Annotated in this window: 13 protein-coding genes; 7 read left to right on the forward strand and 6 right to left on the reverse strand. The window is 48.4% G+C overall.

The annotated features are described in order from the left end of the window. Positions 1 to 64 precede the first annotated feature (64 nt). From BUB13_RS13685 to BUB13_RS13695, 3 genes are all read left to right on the forward strand, one after another. The gene (locus BUB13_RS13685) at positions 65 to 1033 is read left to right on the forward strand and encodes a zinc transporter ZntB (protein WP_072909337.1); all 969 of its coding nucleotides are present in this window, start codon (positions 65 to 67) and stop codon (positions 1031 to 1033) included. 147 nt (positions 1034 to 1180) lie between these two features. After that, positions 1181 to 2464 carry an ATP-dependent 6-phosphofructokinase gene (locus BUB13_RS13690; protein WP_072909338.1) on the forward strand — a complete coding sequence of 428 codons (1284 nt, stop codon included), beginning with the start codon at positions 1181 to 1183 and terminating at the stop codon, positions 2462 to 2464. 146 nt (positions 2465 to 2610) lie between these two features. Continuing rightward, positions 2611 to 3243: a hypothetical protein gene (locus BUB13_RS13695; RefSeq protein WP_072909339.1), complete on the forward strand. Its 633-nt coding sequence runs from the start codon at positions 2611 to 2613 to the stop codon at positions 3241 to 3243. A gap of 180 nt (positions 3244 to 3423) precedes the next feature. Here the strand turns inward: BUB13_RS13695 and nhaA are convergent, their stop codons facing one another. Continuing rightward, the gene (gene nhaA / locus BUB13_RS13700) at positions 3424 to 4770 is read right to left on the reverse strand and encodes a Na+/H+ antiporter NhaA (RefSeq protein WP_072909340.1); all 1347 of its coding nucleotides are present in this window, start codon (positions 4768 to 4770) and stop codon (positions 3424 to 3426) included. Between the two features lie 30 nt (positions 4771 to 4800). Further along, a complete protein-coding gene (locus BUB13_RS13705) occupies positions 4801 to 5976 on the reverse strand; it encodes a diadenylate cyclase (protein WP_072909341.1) in 1176 nt (391 codons plus the stop codon). Positions 5977 to 6472: 496 nt separating this feature from the next. Between BUB13_RS13705 and BUB13_RS13710 the strand changes: the two genes are divergently transcribed. Further along, positions 6473 to 7279 carry a mechanosensitive ion channel family protein gene (locus BUB13_RS13710; protein ID WP_084092135.1) on the forward strand — a complete coding sequence of 269 codons (807 nt, stop codon included), beginning with the start codon at positions 6473 to 6475 and terminating at the stop codon, positions 7277 to 7279. 552 nt (positions 7280 to 7831) lie between these two features. Here BUB13_RS13710 and BUB13_RS13715 read toward each other — a convergent pair. The 4 genes from BUB13_RS13715 to BUB13_RS13730 all read right to left on the reverse strand — a co-directional run bounded on the left by BUB13_RS13715 (position 7832) and on the right by BUB13_RS13730 (position 11169). Continuing rightward, entirely contained in the window at positions 7832 to 8215 is a 384-nt protein-coding gene (locus BUB13_RS13715) for a chaperone modulator CbpM (protein ID WP_072909342.1), read from the reverse strand. A gap of 50 nt (positions 8216 to 8265) precedes the next feature. Next, the gene (locus tag BUB13_RS13720; protein ID WP_072909343.1) at positions 8266 to 9231 is read right to left on the reverse strand and encodes a DnaJ C-terminal domain-containing protein; all 966 of its coding nucleotides are present in this window, start codon (positions 9229 to 9231) and stop codon (positions 8266 to 8268) included. Between the two features lie 71 nt (positions 9232 to 9302). Then, complete coding sequence (locus BUB13_RS13725) at positions 9303 to 9806, reverse strand: nucleotide exchange factor GrpE (RefSeq protein WP_244151882.1); 504 nt, start codon at positions 9804 to 9806, stop codon at positions 9303 to 9305. Between the two features lie 1126 nt (positions 9807 to 10932). Further along, the gene (locus tag BUB13_RS13730; protein WP_072909344.1) at positions 10933 to 11169 is read right to left on the reverse strand and encodes a hypothetical protein; all 237 of its coding nucleotides are present in this window, start codon (positions 11167 to 11169) and stop codon (positions 10933 to 10935) included. A gap of 206 nt (positions 11170 to 11375) precedes the next feature. Here BUB13_RS13730 and BUB13_RS13735 point away from each other — a divergent pair, with 206 nt between their 5' ends. Genes BUB13_RS13735 through BUB13_RS13745 form a run of 3 tightly spaced genes read left to right on the forward strand, consistent with a single transcriptional unit; the run spans position 11376 to position 14425 of the window. Then, the gene (locus tag BUB13_RS13735; RefSeq protein ID WP_072909345.1) at positions 11376 to 11681 is read left to right on the forward strand and encodes a TrbC/VirB2 family protein; all 306 of its coding nucleotides are present in this window, start codon (positions 11376 to 11378) and stop codon (positions 11679 to 11681) included. Next, complete coding sequence (locus tag BUB13_RS19535) at positions 11681 to 11995, forward strand: VirB3 family type IV secretion system protein (RefSeq protein ID WP_072909346.1); 315 nt, start codon at positions 11681 to 11683, stop codon at positions 11993 to 11995. The genes BUB13_RS13735 and BUB13_RS19535 overlap by 1 nt, the downstream gene beginning before the upstream one ends. Continuing rightward, complete coding sequence (locus tag BUB13_RS13745; RefSeq protein WP_072909347.1) at positions 11996 to 14425, forward strand: VirB4 family type IV secretion/conjugal transfer ATPase; 2430 nt, start codon at positions 11996 to 11998, stop codon at positions 14423 to 14425. Position 14426 lies beyond the last annotated feature (1 nt).

The raw sequence follows: 14426 nt of genomic DNA on the forward strand, positions 1-14426 counted from the left end.
TTTTGCTTTTAAAATTCATTTTCCCGGATGGCTGCGGCTTTGTTCTTCAGATATAGGAGAGTTTATGGAATCAGCACTGATCTCAGGTTTTCTGTTGAATGGCGAGGGGGGCGGTAAAGAGGTTGACTGGGCAGAGATCCACAACTGGTCGGCCGACCAAGGTCTTCTCTGGCTACACCTTGACCTCAAACTGGAAAAAACCCAGCAGTGGCTGGAAGGCGAGAGCGGGCTCGACCCACTTGCCCTTGAAGCCCTGCAGGCGGAAGACACCCGGCCACGTTGTCTTTCTTATCCTAACGGGCTGTTGGTGATTCTTCGCGGCGTCAACCTTAACCCAGGAGCCGATCCGGATGATATGATCTCGCTGCGGGTTTGGCTGGAGCCGAAGCGGATCATTTCGATCCGCCATCGCAAAGTGATGGCAGTTGACGATATTCGAAAAAATGTTCTTGAGGGTGATGCCCCGATCGATGCTGGTGATTTTCTCTTCCGTCTGACTCAGGGGCTGGCTTACCGGATTGGAGACGTATTAAGTCAAATCGACGACGAAGTCGATGCGCTGGAGGACGAGGTATTGGAACAGGGTTCTTTTGAGCAGCGGCGTAAGCTGAGCAACCTGCGCCGGCAGATTATCCGAATCAGACGTTACCTTGCGCCGCAGCGCGAAGTAATGACCCGCCTGCAGACCGAAAAATCACCGGTAATCACTGAACTGAACAGGATTCAGCTACGCGAAATCGCTGATCACATTACCCGCTATGTCGAAGACCTCGACTCGGCCAAGGATCGGGCCGCCGTCTGCCAGGAGGAGTTAGAAAACCGCATCGGTGCGCAAATGAACAAAACTCTTTACATTCTGTCAATCATCACCGCAACTTTTCTACCGCTGGGGTTGATCACCGGCTTGCTGGGGATCAACGTTGGTGGCATCCCTGGCAGCGAAAATCCCCTAGCGTTCGTTTTTGTTTGTTTGCTCCTGTTAGCAATTGTCGTCGGTCAGGTGTTCATCTTCAAACGGGTCCACTGGGTGTAATGTTTTAAATAGCGAAACTTACTCGCTTTGGTTACAGAACACTGCTTCTTTTGCCTGGCTGGAATGAAAAGTATCAATTTATGAGGCCTTAGTACCGATCCCTGAAGTGCATCGCTTAATCACCTGCGGCATAAGAGAGGGAATACAATGGACTCTTACCAGATCAATAAAATACAGATTAGACAGCTTGGACCGGCGCAGACGCCATCGCCACTGGAAGTAAAAAAATATTATTTCGTCGATGACGGTGAACAGGTCCTGATGGCTTCGACAGTCAGGGAATTAAAGAAACAAAACGATGGAGGCCCGTTCAGTTTTGAAATGGCCGGTCCACGCCGAAACCTCTACTTCCAGCCGGCTGCAACAGTCTGCGGCATTGTCAGTTGCGGTGGCCTGTGTCCAGGAATGAACGATGTTATCCGTTCTTTGGTGATGACTTTATGTCACGGCTACGGAGTGCCTAGAATCATCGGTTTCCGCTATGGCTTTTGGGGCCTCTCCGCAGAGGGAACAGCCTCTTCGATCGCCCTGTCCCCAGAGACTGTCAAACATATCCACGAAGATGGCGGGACCTGTCTGGGTTCCTCTCGTGGCCCGCAAGATGTTTCCGAGATGGTGCGCACTCTGGAAAAATCAGAGGTCAAGATTCTATTCGTTATCGGCGGTGATGGCACAATGAAAGGAGCGGCGGCGATAAAGCAAGAAATTGAACGTCGTCAACTCAATATCGGCATTGTCTGCATTCCCAAGACGATTGACAACGATCTGGAATATGTCACGCGCAGCTTCGGTTTTACAACCGCTGTGGAAGAGGCGCGCAAGGCGATTGCCGCCGCTCATGTGGAAGCACGCGGCGCAATGAACGGTATTGGCCTCGTCAAGCTTATGGGACGCCATTCTGGCTTTATCGCCGCGCATGCAGCTCTTTCCAGTGGCGATGTCAATTTTTGTCTGGTTCCGGAAAAACAGTTTATCCTGGAGGGAGAAGATGGCCTGCTCCGCAAACTTGAACTGCGTTTACTGAAAAAACATCATGCCGTCATCGTGGTCGCCGAAGGCGCGGGGCAAGATCTGCTGTTTGATGGGGATGAAAGTGATAAAGACAGGTCGGGAAATGTCCGCTTAAGGGATATCGGCTCCTTCCTGCAAGAGAAAATTCTCTCTTCCTGTGCAGAGAAAAAGCTGGACGTGACCCTTAAATATATTGACCCAAGCTACATCATTCGCAGTTTGCCGGCCAATGCTCTCGATTCAGCTTTTTGCATGGTTCTCGGCCAACATGCTTCCCACGCTGGGATGGCCGGTAAGACCGGCATGATGGTCGGCCATTGGAACGGACACTTTACCCATGTCCCGTTGGAAATGGTCGTGGGCCGCAGGCGACTATTGGATGACGAAACCTGGCAACGAGTCTTAGAAGTCACAGGTTAACAGCTACATGTGCAAATCGGATCAGGCTTGTTAAGCTTAATGACCTTATAGGCTTACGAGGACAAAAAATGGAAGTTCTCTAAAACAAGTGGATTGAATCTGCTTTTCAGCCGCTCGGCTAACAAAACAGTTTATGGAGTAATCAGATGAAAATTGACTTTACGATTCTTTTTTTGTTGATCGTTTTGTTTCTGAGTGGGTGCTCGTCCGCCAAGATAAAAAATGCCTGGAAACAGGAGGAGTACAATAAAAAAACCACCAGCATCCTCGTCGTTGGCGTCGCTATCAGAAAGGGGCGTAGGCAACTTTTCGAGACAACCCTGGCCAAAAAACTCAAGGCTCATGGAGTTCGGGCCATCCCCAGCTATACGGCATTCTCCAAAGATGAGATGAAGGAGCCGGACGTCAACGCTTTTCTTAAAGAAAAGAATATTCAGTCTGTCGTCGTGGTTAAAGTCATCAATTCAAAAGCCATCAAGCAGCGCGTCGCCCAAACTACTTATGTCGAGAAGACTCCACCTCTCAGGATGAATCCATACTTTGCCCGCTTTGATGGGCGCGGGTGGCATGCAGATTATCGCTACTGGGAAACAACGATAAGTACTTACGATACGGACTATGTCATCTCGAACCTAGAAGCGAACTTCTACCAGCAAGGAGATAAGAATGTTCTCTGGTCGGCATTGGTTGAGATCGACGGTTTGGACAACGACAAGTCGAACGTCGACGACTTGGCCAACGCTTTGGTCAAACAGATGCGCAAGGATCGCCGGATTTAAAACCTTTTGCACTTGGGAGTGCACGCCCCGTTATTGGGGCGTTTAGATTAACGAGTCTATTTTGAACCGTCATTTCTATGAATGAAATGGCGGTTTTATTTTGCCATACACCCTAATCAGCTACGGGTCTATGCCCAGGTGAACGACATCCCCCTCTCCATCGGCACTCAGGGCCGGATTTTAAGGATCAATAGAGGAAACTGTTTTTTTCACCGTAACACGCCTCAGCAACAGGTATCCGACCACCCCAGCCAATAGCGAGGCGATAAAAATCCCAACCTTGGCCTGCGAAATCAGTTCCGGCCGGAAGAAGGCCAGATTGGTGATGAAGATCGACATGGTGAAACCGATACCACCGAGGATGCCGACTCCGAGCAGTGAATACCAACTGGTTCCTTGTGGCAGTTCGGCAAGTTTTAATGCAACAGCTAGGCGAGAGAACAGGAAGATACCAAGCGGCTTGCCGATGAAAAGTCCGCCAATTATACCGAGGGTCACCGGCTGAGTCAGCGAAATCTGTAGCTCGGCCCAGCTCAGGGAAACCCCTGCGTTGGCAAAGGCGAATAGCGGCATAATGCCGAAAATCACCCAGCGGTGCATTTCGTGTTCCATCCGCTGCAATGGGCTTAATGCGTCGTGACAGAGTGACTCCAGCGCCAGCAGAGTACCAATCTTCCGCTCATGCACAAAGGGGCCTTCTGTGTTTCGCAACTTTCGATAGAGGGCCAGCAGATGCTCCGCCTTTTCCAGGAAGAGCTGACGTGAATAGCGCGGGTGTATCGGGATGGTTGCGCCGATCATGACTCCAGCGATTGAGGGATGGATTCCCGACTTCAACATCGCCAGCCACAGTCCGAACCCGATCAGAGCATAAAAGGCCGGATGCTGAATTTTCGCACGGTTGCCGAAAAACAATACGGCCCAGAGTCCGCCCGCAACCATCAGGCTGATCACGGAAATATTCTTGCTGTAGAACAGGGCGATAACCACCACTGCGCCGAGGTCATCGACGATCGCCAGGGCGGTCAGAAAAATAGCCAGGCTGCGCGGAATCCGCTTGCCAAGCAGTGCAATAACACCGAGGGCGAAGGCGATATCGGTCGCCATCGGCACCCCCCACCCCTTTGCTTCCGGCAACTCCGAAACCATCAAGATATAGATCAGGGCCGGGACCAGCATCCCCCCCAGAGCGGCCAAAACCGGCAAGGTCGCTTTGCGTAGCGAGTTCAACTCGCCAGCAAGAAATTCACGTTTTAACTCCAATCCAACAACAAAGAAGAAGATCGCCATCAGGCCATCGTTGATCCAGTGATGAAGGGACTGTTTGATTCCCCAACTGTCAGCTCCAATGCTGATAGTCGTTTCCCAGAAATGGTGGTAGCTGTCGCGCAGCGGCGAGTTGGCGCACACCAGTGCCAGAAAAGTCGCTGCCAGCAGCACGATCCCACCGGATGCCTGACGTCGTAAGAAACTTTCGAAGGGCCGTTTCAATTCGGCCAAGCCTTTGGCCAGATCTTCAAAATCCATATTTCCCCTGCCTCGCTATTATCTGCAATTTCACTTCAACTCCTCAACCTTTACCCGAACCTGTTCAGGTTCGATCCGCAGCGTGTCGATCGTTTCAGGCAAGAGCAAGTGGCTCTTATTGATAGAAAAGGTTTTCCGTCCAAAACGGCTCAGGGTCGCGTCGAGACGAATCTGCAGGTTACGCTGATCGAGCAGAAACAAAGCCCGCCTCTCACCCGACAAGGTCACCGTCACCTTGGTTGGTGTAACCTCGACAAAACGGTAGCCCTCGGGAATATTCTGCACCATGACAGGAAGCTCGATGACACTTTCAACAATCACTGACCCCGGCACCAGCACCAGCCAAAGAAGCAGCGCTGTGAACAAGCCGAGGATCGCATCCAGACCGTAACTTCCATACAGTCTGACAAGCGGCTTAGGTTCTTTTTTCTCTCCTGCATGTCGTTGTAGAAAATCGTCCAGACGTTTGGCCAGAGCATCCGACACCGAGACAACCTGAAGCCGTCCCTGTTCTGCGATTGAGATCTGCGCGGTTTCTTCCGAGACCACCAGGACAAGGGCGTCACTCTGCTCGGTCAGACCGAGCGCGGCGGCATGTCGGGTCCCACGATCTCGCAACTGTTCCAGCTGCTTTGAAAGAGGAAGGCGAACCCCGAATTGAGAAACCCGATCATCACGCACAATCAGGGCACCGTCATGGCCCGGCGAATTTGGATCAAAAACACTCAATAGCAGTGCTTTACTCAGCTTGCCGTCAAGTAATACGCCACCACTGATCAAGCTATCAACCGATTCACGACCAGGCAGAATAATCAGCGCACCCTGACTGTTTGATGACAGTTCTTTGAGTGCTTCGACCAGTAGTTCTGATACTCCGGTATGAAATTTTCGTTTCTTTATTTTGCCGAGGATCAATTGATTCGGAAATTTCTCCAGGAACCGTCGTATCTCTTCTTGGTAAACGACGATCAGGATCAATACGAATACAGCCGCCAAACCCTGCAGCATCCAGCTGGTTAATTTCAGTTCCAAGCGGTTCGCAACGAAAAATATCCCAGCGAAAAAAATGATCCCAACCGACACGGCTCGGGCTCTCGACGAACGCAAGACATGAACACCGACCGATATCAGCAGCGTCGCCAAGCTGATATCGAGAATATCACCCCAGCCCAGTTCGTAAAAAAGTTGTAGATAATTCCAGATCATCGACAGGTTCCCCTAAAATTCATACGAACAAAACATACCATCGCTAAATAATTATAGCTTCCAATCTATGGATTTAGAGTCAAAAAAAGGAAGGTCATCTATTAAGAAAAAGACGGGTAGGCTGTCTTAAATCTATGGAGCTTTTAAAGCTTGCTCCCGTACCAACCTTAGCTTTGATGTACGGAATTTTTATATCAGGCAAAATGCACCTTTCTCGCCAGCCAATCAACATTTTGTTCATGATTACAACGTCTTACTCAAATAATAGCTGATCAACAGAAAAAAGCGGGCGGGTTATACACCTTTAGAAGGAAAGTTGCACTTATTATTTGAAGAAAACAACTGATATTGAGTCTATATAATATTTATATGCCGGGGCGATTCTTATCATCTTAAGTAGAATCACCACAGAAACACGGTAAAATTTCAATAATTTGCCTCAATGAACATGGGTTCCCCCTAAAATCATCCTGCAAATAACATTGGAGCTGACAACATGATCACATCAACTATGCTCACACCAATTATTTTGATTTCGGTTGCGGCGGTCTTAGGTATTACCCTCGATATTCTAATTACGCGAAAAGTAAAAAACAAAATTGGCTTTACTCCTCTTTCAGAAACTAAATACAACAAATTTTGGCACACTCAATTCAAAGTCCTGCTTCCACTTGCCGCAATTATTTTAGTAGCGCCCACACTTCCAGTTTCTCCGGAAAACCTTCCTGTGGTTAGACGTTTTCTTGGCATTTTATTTATTTGCTCAGCTACCTGGATTGCATTATCTGCTGTATTTCTAGGCCGTTTTTTTATTCTGACCCGATATGACATGAGCGTCAGTGACAACTTGGATGCTCGAACTGTTCATACCCAAGTTAACGTTCTGGTAAAAATCTCTGTAATTATCATCATTATCTTGGCATCCACTTCCGTCATTATGATGTTTGACAGCATCCGCCAATTCGGTGCCAGCATTTTAGCTTCAGCTGGTGTTCTCGGCATCGTTATTGGTTTTGCTGCACAACGTTCCATCGCGACACTTTTGGCTGGATTGCAAATCGCTCTCACCCAGCCTATCCGAATAGATGATGTCGTCATTGTTGAAGGGGAATGGGGCCAGATAGAGGAAATCACCCTGACCTATATTGTTGTTCGCATCTGGGACTTACGCCGTTTGGTGGTACCCACCAACTATTTTCTGGAAAAGCCATTTCAGAATTGGACTCGCACATCCGCAGATTTATTGGCGAATGCTACAATTCATGTTGACTACAACATCCCAGTAGAAAACGTCAGAAATTAATTACACGAAATTTTAAAGAGCAGTCAGTATTGGGATGGGAAAGTTTGGAAACTCCATGTCACCAATGCAACTGATCAGACAGTTGAATTGAGAGCTTTGATGAGTGCAACTAACTCTTCAAATGCTTGGGAGCTAAGGTGCGAGGTAAGGGAAAAACTGCTGAGCTTTCTTCATAGAAATTATGCAGACAAGTTGCCAAAAATCAGGGCAGAGGTGCTTAGCAAGGCTCAAAATCAGGTTGGAATAAGTTCAAATTGATTTTCCACTAGCCAAATAGACATTTTCCAGTGTTCAAAAACAGTAAGTTTCGGCCGGCATGACAGCCACTTGTTCCAGCAAGTGTCGACTTTTGAGATGACTAGCCTGGTTGGCGGGATAACCGGAAATGGCGATTTACAGTAATAGATCGATTGGACGACTTGCGAACCTGTAATTTATCCAGAATAACTTTCAACACGTTTTCGATTGATCGGTTTTTTGGGGAAGAAATTCATCCTCAATGAGCGTCCAATAAGTCGAGAAAAACAAGACTTGCTTCCAGTAAAAAGTGCGCTATTCACCCCGCAACTTTGTCATCCGTCGGCAAAGCGTCAGAACCTCAGTCTGGTGTTCCTGCTCTTTTTTTCGAAGGCGTTGTTCCATTTCATCAAGCTGACGTTCCATCGTCTTGACTCGTTCCCGGTAGCGTAGTACTAAATCAATGGCTTCCAAGGGCAGCCCCATCTCTTCATGCAGATAGCGAATGAGTTTAAGTTTGCTGATATCCGCAGCACTCAAGCCCTTTACTCCATGCAGCATCGTATGTGCAGTGACCAACTCTTCTTTCTCACATAGGAGGATGAAGTCCTCAGAGACCCTGGTCATACGGGCGACGATTCGATATTCGAAGCGAGCCTCTGGATCTTCGTAGAAAGGTGAAATAGGGTACTTCTTCATCGCCTGCTCCTCTTCTGTTGGGCAGAAATTCCACGACCAGCAGCCAACTATCAGCCCTGCATAGCTTTCCATTTTTCGAGCAGTTTCTTCTCTTGTGTGGACAGCTTTTGTGGCAAAACAGTTTCCACGGTGACATACAGATCTCCGCGTTGGTCAGGATGCTTGATTTGGGGCATTCCTAAACCACGCAACCGGAAAACTCGGCCATTACTGGTTTCAGGTGGGATGGGCAGATTTACCGTGCGGTCGATGCCGGATACCGAGAGCTTGCCGCCTAGCAACATGGTAAAAATATCTGCAGAAACCGTGAGCTTCAGATCATCATTATCGCGCAGAAACCGTTTGTCGGGTAACACTTCAATGGTCAGATAAAGGTCCCCCGAAAACCCTCCTTCAGCACCAGAACCGCCCCTTCCCTTGACTCTGACCCGCGATCCGGTTTTTACCCCACGAGGAATTTTGACGTCAATTTTGCGCCCGTCCTCCCATTGCAACGATCGCTTGCTCCCCTGGTAGGCTTCATAGAGGCTCACCTGAAGAGAATGTTCGAGGTCCCCTCCCTGCCGGGGTCGCACCTGCTGGTAAAATTGCTGACCACCGGCTCCGCCACGACTTTGTGATTGCTGGCCACCACCAAACAAGTTAGTGAAAAAATCAGAAAATCCACCGCCCGCACCGAACAGTTCTTCAAACTCCTCGGGGTTAACGGTTTGATAATTGTAGTTTTGATTGCCTGCTGCCGCTCTCTCGCCCCAGTTGAAGTCTTCGGGCTTTCCACCGCCTTGTTGGTACTGTTGCCACTGAGAACCCAGGCGATCGTACTGCTGACGTTTTGCCGGATCGGACAGTACTTCGTTGGCCTCGTTGATATCGTGAAACTTCGCCGCCGCATCACTGTTAGCCGGATTGACGTCCGGGTGATATTTTCGGGCCAACTTGCGGTAGGCTTTTTTGATTTCTTTCGCTTCTGCCTTGCGATCTATTCCCAGGATACTGTAGTAATCCTTATACTCCATGCGGTCTCCATTCAGACAGGTTCGCTTTCATACCCATCCGTAGTTTTTCTCATCCTGCCCAGATTGTAGAATCACCTCGATGCAATCAGCACCTGTGCCGGACGTAACAGCTTGCCGCTGTGCAGATAACCCTTTTGTTCTACCCTCAATACAGTGTTGGGCGCGACACTGGGATATGGGACCATCCCTATGCTTTCGTGTAAATTGGGATCGAATGGTTGGCCTAAAGCATCGATCTCAGCAACATCATACTTGACAAAAAATTTCTCCAGCAGGCCCCGGTTCATTTCGATCCCCTGCAAAATATTCCTGCTGTCCTCATCCTGCGATGTATGCCGCAAGGCCAGATCAAGACCGTCAGCTACGGGTAAAACATCTCTCAGTAAAGCTTCTTTCTGCGCCTCAACTTCTAGGGCGGAGGTCCGTGTCAGCCGCTTTTTAGTATTTTCAAGATCTGCTAGCAGGCGCAGATATCGCTCCTTCCAGGCAGCCATATCATCCGGCGACTGGTTATCAATTGTCATATCCCTCTCCCCGGAGGCACTAGCATTTATTTGAATATCATCAGGCATCATCACACCTCTTCCTGCCAGTTTTTATCAGAGTAAGAATCCCCTGGAAAAACCGGAGGTTTCATTTTGGAATGAACAACCCCGCAGCAAGCTACGGGGTATCGAAAACATTAAGTTTCCACCCGTGAGCATAGCTCACGACTTACAACTCAAACTTCATCGAAGCAAGCTTCGGGGAATTAGTCCCTCTCTTCGATTAAATATTGATTATTACATCATTTTCGCAGGGTTTGTCGCTAATTCAATCCTTGTCCCGACAAATATTTCACTCGCTAAAACTTTCTGCTATATGACTATGTTTGGTGACGCTCCACCCGCCAAAAATATAGTCGACGCGTTGTCAACGTTGATAGACGACAGAGAGGCCGAAGAAGTAAACTCAACAAGTGCAATTCTACAACAAATACCTAATGTTATTTGGCCATTGTGAAAGTGGAGCAAGAAGGGTTACAGCGATTAATAGATGTCGGTGTAACCAGAAAATACCGTTGGTACACTTTTCATCTATCTAATGGCTTATTAAAAATCAGGTTTTCACTTCTGGAAAAGGTTTTTTTGGTCATTTCAGCAGATTTTCAATTACAGGTATTTTTGCAGTCAGCGGGCCATTGCCCTTTCGCCGATCACCACCCTCACCCCAAAGATCTGCTCAACTCCAAACCATATTCTAATAATTGAAAACCTCCTGATATATAGAAATTCCCGCATGGTTATGATTGGTTTTTATTCTTCAAGTAGTTGTTTATTAAGCAGCTAAACACACGTTTATTATCGGTGTTTACTTAATTAATAAAAATGTTATTTTGTGCTTGTTAATTAGATTTTAAGCCTCTATGATTCGATCCGTTACTTTTTACCACATCGTTCCATAGCGATTCTGGTGGTTTGTAAGCTGCACTAATAGCCACGTCCCGTGGAAGGGACAGATGACTTGGAGGGGACCATGTCATGCTTTTGTGATTTGATTTTTGTTTGGGAGGGAATTCAGGGGCGAGGTGCTAAGCTGGATGAAATTGCCGCCCTGTCTGCTCAAAAGACAATCCTACCCCATCTTAAAACGGCCCTGACATCGCTCAGACCAAGCCTTCAAAACAACTACCCATCGAATAAGACAATCCAGGAGGGGAATTTATTTGCTTATGGCTTTTTTGATTTCTTCTTTAAGCGAACTTCTATCGTAGACATTTTCCATTTGAATGGACTCACGCCCATCTAAAGCAAGCTCGAAGAGAATCTGAATTAATTCTGATCGAGACAAATTGTAACCACTTTCATTTCGAATGGTCTGGATGAACTCGTCATCAATCTTCTCCAGAAAGCCGCTCGCAATGGAAAAATTCGGTCTGACTGTTTTGGCGCGGGACATTATTTACGTTCCTTTTGTTGACAGCACACCATGCAGTATGTACCATAGTACCCACTGGCGTACCTACTGCAAAAACTGAGGTATGAAAGTAAAAAAACCTTAGCCCTGTTTTAAAAAAAATTCAACGAATTTAGGGAATTAAGAACTACACGATGCAATCAAAGAGGATTACTCCTCGCTATCTATTACCTAAAAGGAGAACGAAAATGAATCAATCGGCAACACCACAAACATCAAACACCTCCACAATTGTCCTGCTTATGGCTCTTGCTTTTGTGCTACTGCCAAGTCTTGCCTTTGCAGGTCCGATTGAGGATGGAGTTGATTGGCTCCTTGACTTGCTGACTAACGGCATCGCCCGCAGCCTGGCCATCATCGGCATCGTTGTTTTGGGTTACATGGCTTGGGCTGGTCGTCTGACCTGGGGTCGTGCCGGGCAATGGATTGGCGGCATCGTTTTGGTTTTTGGTGGCGCTGCAATTACCGACTTGGTTATTGGTGCGGTGTCCTAATGCCTGCACACAGCGACCCATTGTTTGCTGGTTTGACTCGCCCCTCTATGGTCTGGGGCGTGTCCTACGATGCATGCATTTTCAATGGGATGCTGACATCCGTGGTTTTCATCGGCACTGGGAGCATTTGGGGGCTACTGCTGTGCGTACCAGTTCATGCTGTAGCCTTCCTGATTTGCCTGAAAGATCCACGCGCCTTTCGCTTTTTAACGCTCTGGATGCAGACCAAAGGACGATCTGTTAGCCGAGTTTACTGGAAGGCCAGTACAGCAACACCTCTCCCAAACACCCGAAACAAAAAAAGGAAAATGTGAATGGCTGTCCAGAAGCGTGATGTTTGGCAAAGAGAGAATTCTCTCGCAGACTTTATTCCTTTCTCGGCTCAGGTTGACCAGAACACGGTCAGAACCGATGCAGGCGACTATCTACAAGTCATCCGCGTGGGAGGGTTTGCTCACGAAAGCGCCGACGATCAAGACATAAGCATCTGCGCGGAGCAGCTGAACCAACTTATTAAGAATATTGCCGCTCCCGACATCGCTCTTTGGACACACACTATCCGAATGGAAGAAAACAACCATCCAGACGGTGAGTTTTCACCTGGATTCGCCGCCGCACTAGACCAGAAATATAAAGCACATCTCGATAAATCAAAAATGATGGTCAATAAGCTCTATGTCACCATCATCTATCGGCCTAACCCGGTTAAGGTTGTCCGCCTCTTTTCGAAACTGGATAGAAAAAGCGACAAAGAAAAAATCGATGATCAGAAAGCAGCACTTGAGAAGCTCGATGAGATCACTTCGATAGTCCTGCAAGGCCTGGATCGTTACAACCCACACAGGCTCGGCTGCTATGAAGAGAAAGGGATGTTCTTTTCTGAGGTGCTGGAATTTCTGGCCTTCCTCGTCAATGGAGAATGGCAGCCATTCCCGCTACCGCGAGCCCCACTCTCTCAAGCCCTCCCGACCTCTCGACCATTTTTCGGGCGGGAAGTTTTTGAGCTTCGCTCTGCAACAAATGAAACATATGGGGCCATGCTCGCTGTCAAAGAATACCCGGAAACAACTGAAGCAGGCTACCTGAACGCATTGCTATCGGCCCCTTTCCCTCTTGTTCTCACACAGAGCTTTACCTTTTTAAGCCGACCCGTTGCGATTGAAATGCTCAAACGCCAACAGTCGAGGATGATTAATGCCGGAGACTTGGCCGAATCTCAAATACAAGCGATCAGCGACGCCTTAGACGATCTCGCAGCAGGTCGCTTTGTCATGGGCGAGCATCACCTGAATTTAAGTATTTTAGCGCGCAGCCCCGATGAACTGAAAAACAACCTGAGCGCAGCTAGGGCTGCACTGTCAGACTGCGCCCTAGTCGTAGCTCGTGAAGATCTGGCGCTGGAAGCTGCCTATTGGGCACAACTTCCCACAAACTTTCGTTTTCGCCCCAGGCCTGCGCCGATCACCTCCCGAAACTTTGCCGGGTTCGCTTCGCTACACAACTACCCTTCTGGCCGTCGTCAACGAAACCAGTGGGGACCAGCTGTGACACTGCTTAAAACCAGCAGCGCCGCCCCTTATTACTTCAACTTTCACGAACCGACCGACAAGGTTCTGAGAGAGAAGAAAGCAACTCCGGAAAAAACTGAGGACAAGGAACAACAAAAGGCTCTCGCAAACACAGTCATTATCGGCCCCTCTGGCTCCGGGAAAACTGTTGCCCAAGGCTTCTTGCTGGCTCAGGCCCAGAAGTTTGCCCCTACCTCGTTTATCTTCGACAAGGACCGAGGCCTGGAGCTTTTTGTCCGCGCAATGGATGGCGTTTACTCGCCACTTCTGAGCGGTCAGCCGACCGGCTTCAACCCCTTCCGAGGTTTGGAGCCAACCCCGCAAAACATTCTGTTCCTAGAAGATCTAACCCGCAAGCTGGCAAGTCCAGCCAATGGCGAACTTTCAAACAGGGAACTGAATGAAATCTCTGATGGCGTACGCGGGGTCATGACCGGCTTGGAGCCAGCCAGCCGGCGCCTATCGTCTTTGCTGGCCTTTATGGATCAAACAGACCCTGAGGGAGCCGGTGCCCGTTTGTCCCGCTGGTGCGTCGGTGGCCCTCTTGGATGGGTCTTCGACAACGAAGAAGACACTCTTAACTTCTCCGAAAAGACCCTTTTCGGCTTCGATGTAACGGAATTTTTAGACGACTCAATCGTAAGAACTCCGATCATCATGTATCTGTTTCACCGAATGGAATCACTCATCGACGGCCGCCGTTTTATTTGTTTCATGGATGAGTTCTGGAAACTGCTCCTGGACGAATATTTCAAGGACCTGGCTCAGAACAAGCTAAAGACAATTCGAAAACAAAACGGCTTCCTGGTCTTCGGGACTCAGAGCGCTAACGATGTCCTAAAATCAGAAATCGCCCATTCGATCATTGAGCAGTGCGCAACCATGCTCTTCTTCCCAAATCCGAAAGCCGCCAAAGAAGATTATGTCGATGGCTTCAAGCTGACAAATCGAGAATACCAAATTATTAAAGAAGAACTTGCGCCGGGCTCTCGCCGGTTTTTGATCAAGCAGGGGCATAGCAGTGTTGTCGCAGAATTGAACCTACAGGGCTTCGACAATGAATTGGCAATCATTTCCGGGACCACAGATAACGTCAATTTGGTCGATCGTCTGATCCAGATCGTCGGTGACGATCCTGCCAACTGGATTCCGTTGTTTCATGAGCAAAGGAAATAAA

It is taken from the genome of Malonomonas rubra DSM 5091, from assembly GCF_900142125.1.
GTDB lineage: Bacteria > Desulfobacterota > Desulfuromonadia > Desulfuromonadales > Geopsychrobacteraceae > Malonomonas > Malonomonas rubra.

What these genes read in the sequence shown, in the direction of transcription:
- BUB13_RS13685 (WP_072909337.1), top strand. Translation starts at nt 65, where the DNA reads ATGGAATCAGCACTGATCTCAGGTTTTCTGTTGAATGGCGAGGGGGGC.
- BUB13_RS13690 (WP_072909338.1), top strand. Translation starts at nt 1,181, where the DNA reads ATGGACTCTTACCAGATCAATAAAATACAGATTAGACAGCTTGGACCG.
- BUB13_RS13695 (WP_072909339.1), top strand. Translation starts at nt 2,611, where the DNA reads ATGAAAATTGACTTTACGATTCTTTTTTTGTTGATCGTTTTGTTTCTG.
- nhaA (WP_072909340.1), bottom strand. Translation starts at nt 4,770, where the DNA reads ATGGATTTTGAAGATCTGGCCAAAGGCTTGGCCGAATTGAAACGGCCC.
- BUB13_RS13705 (WP_072909341.1), bottom strand. Translation starts at nt 5,976, where the DNA reads ATGATCTGGAATTATCTACAACTTTTTTACGAACTGGGCTGGGGTGAT.
- BUB13_RS13710 (WP_084092135.1), top strand. Translation starts at nt 6,473, where the DNA reads ATGATCACATCAACTATGCTCACACCAATTATTTTGATTTCGGTTGCG.
- BUB13_RS13715 (WP_072909342.1), bottom strand. Translation starts at nt 8,215, where the DNA reads ATGAAGAAGTACCCTATTTCACCTTTCTACGAAGATCCAGAGGCTCGC.
- BUB13_RS13720 (WP_072909343.1), bottom strand. Translation starts at nt 9,231, where the DNA reads ATGGAGTATAAGGATTACTACAGTATCCTGGGAATAGATCGCAAGGCA.
- BUB13_RS13725 (WP_244151882.1), bottom strand. Translation starts at nt 9,806, where the DNA reads ATGATGCCTGATGATATTCAAATAAATGCTAGTGCCTCCGGGGAGAGG.
- BUB13_RS13730 (WP_072909344.1), bottom strand. Translation starts at nt 11,169, where the DNA reads ATGTCCCGCGCCAAAACAGTCAGACCGAATTTTTCCATTGCGAGCGGC.
- BUB13_RS13735 (WP_072909345.1), top strand. Translation starts at nt 11,376, where the DNA reads ATGAATCAATCGGCAACACCACAAACATCAAACACCTCCACAATTGTC.
- BUB13_RS19535 (WP_072909346.1), top strand. Translation starts at nt 11,681, where the DNA reads ATGCCTGCACACAGCGACCCATTGTTTGCTGGTTTGACTCGCCCCTCT.
- BUB13_RS13745 (WP_072909347.1), top strand. Translation starts at nt 11,996, where the DNA reads ATGGCTGTCCAGAAGCGTGATGTTTGGCAAAGAGAGAATTCTCTCGCA.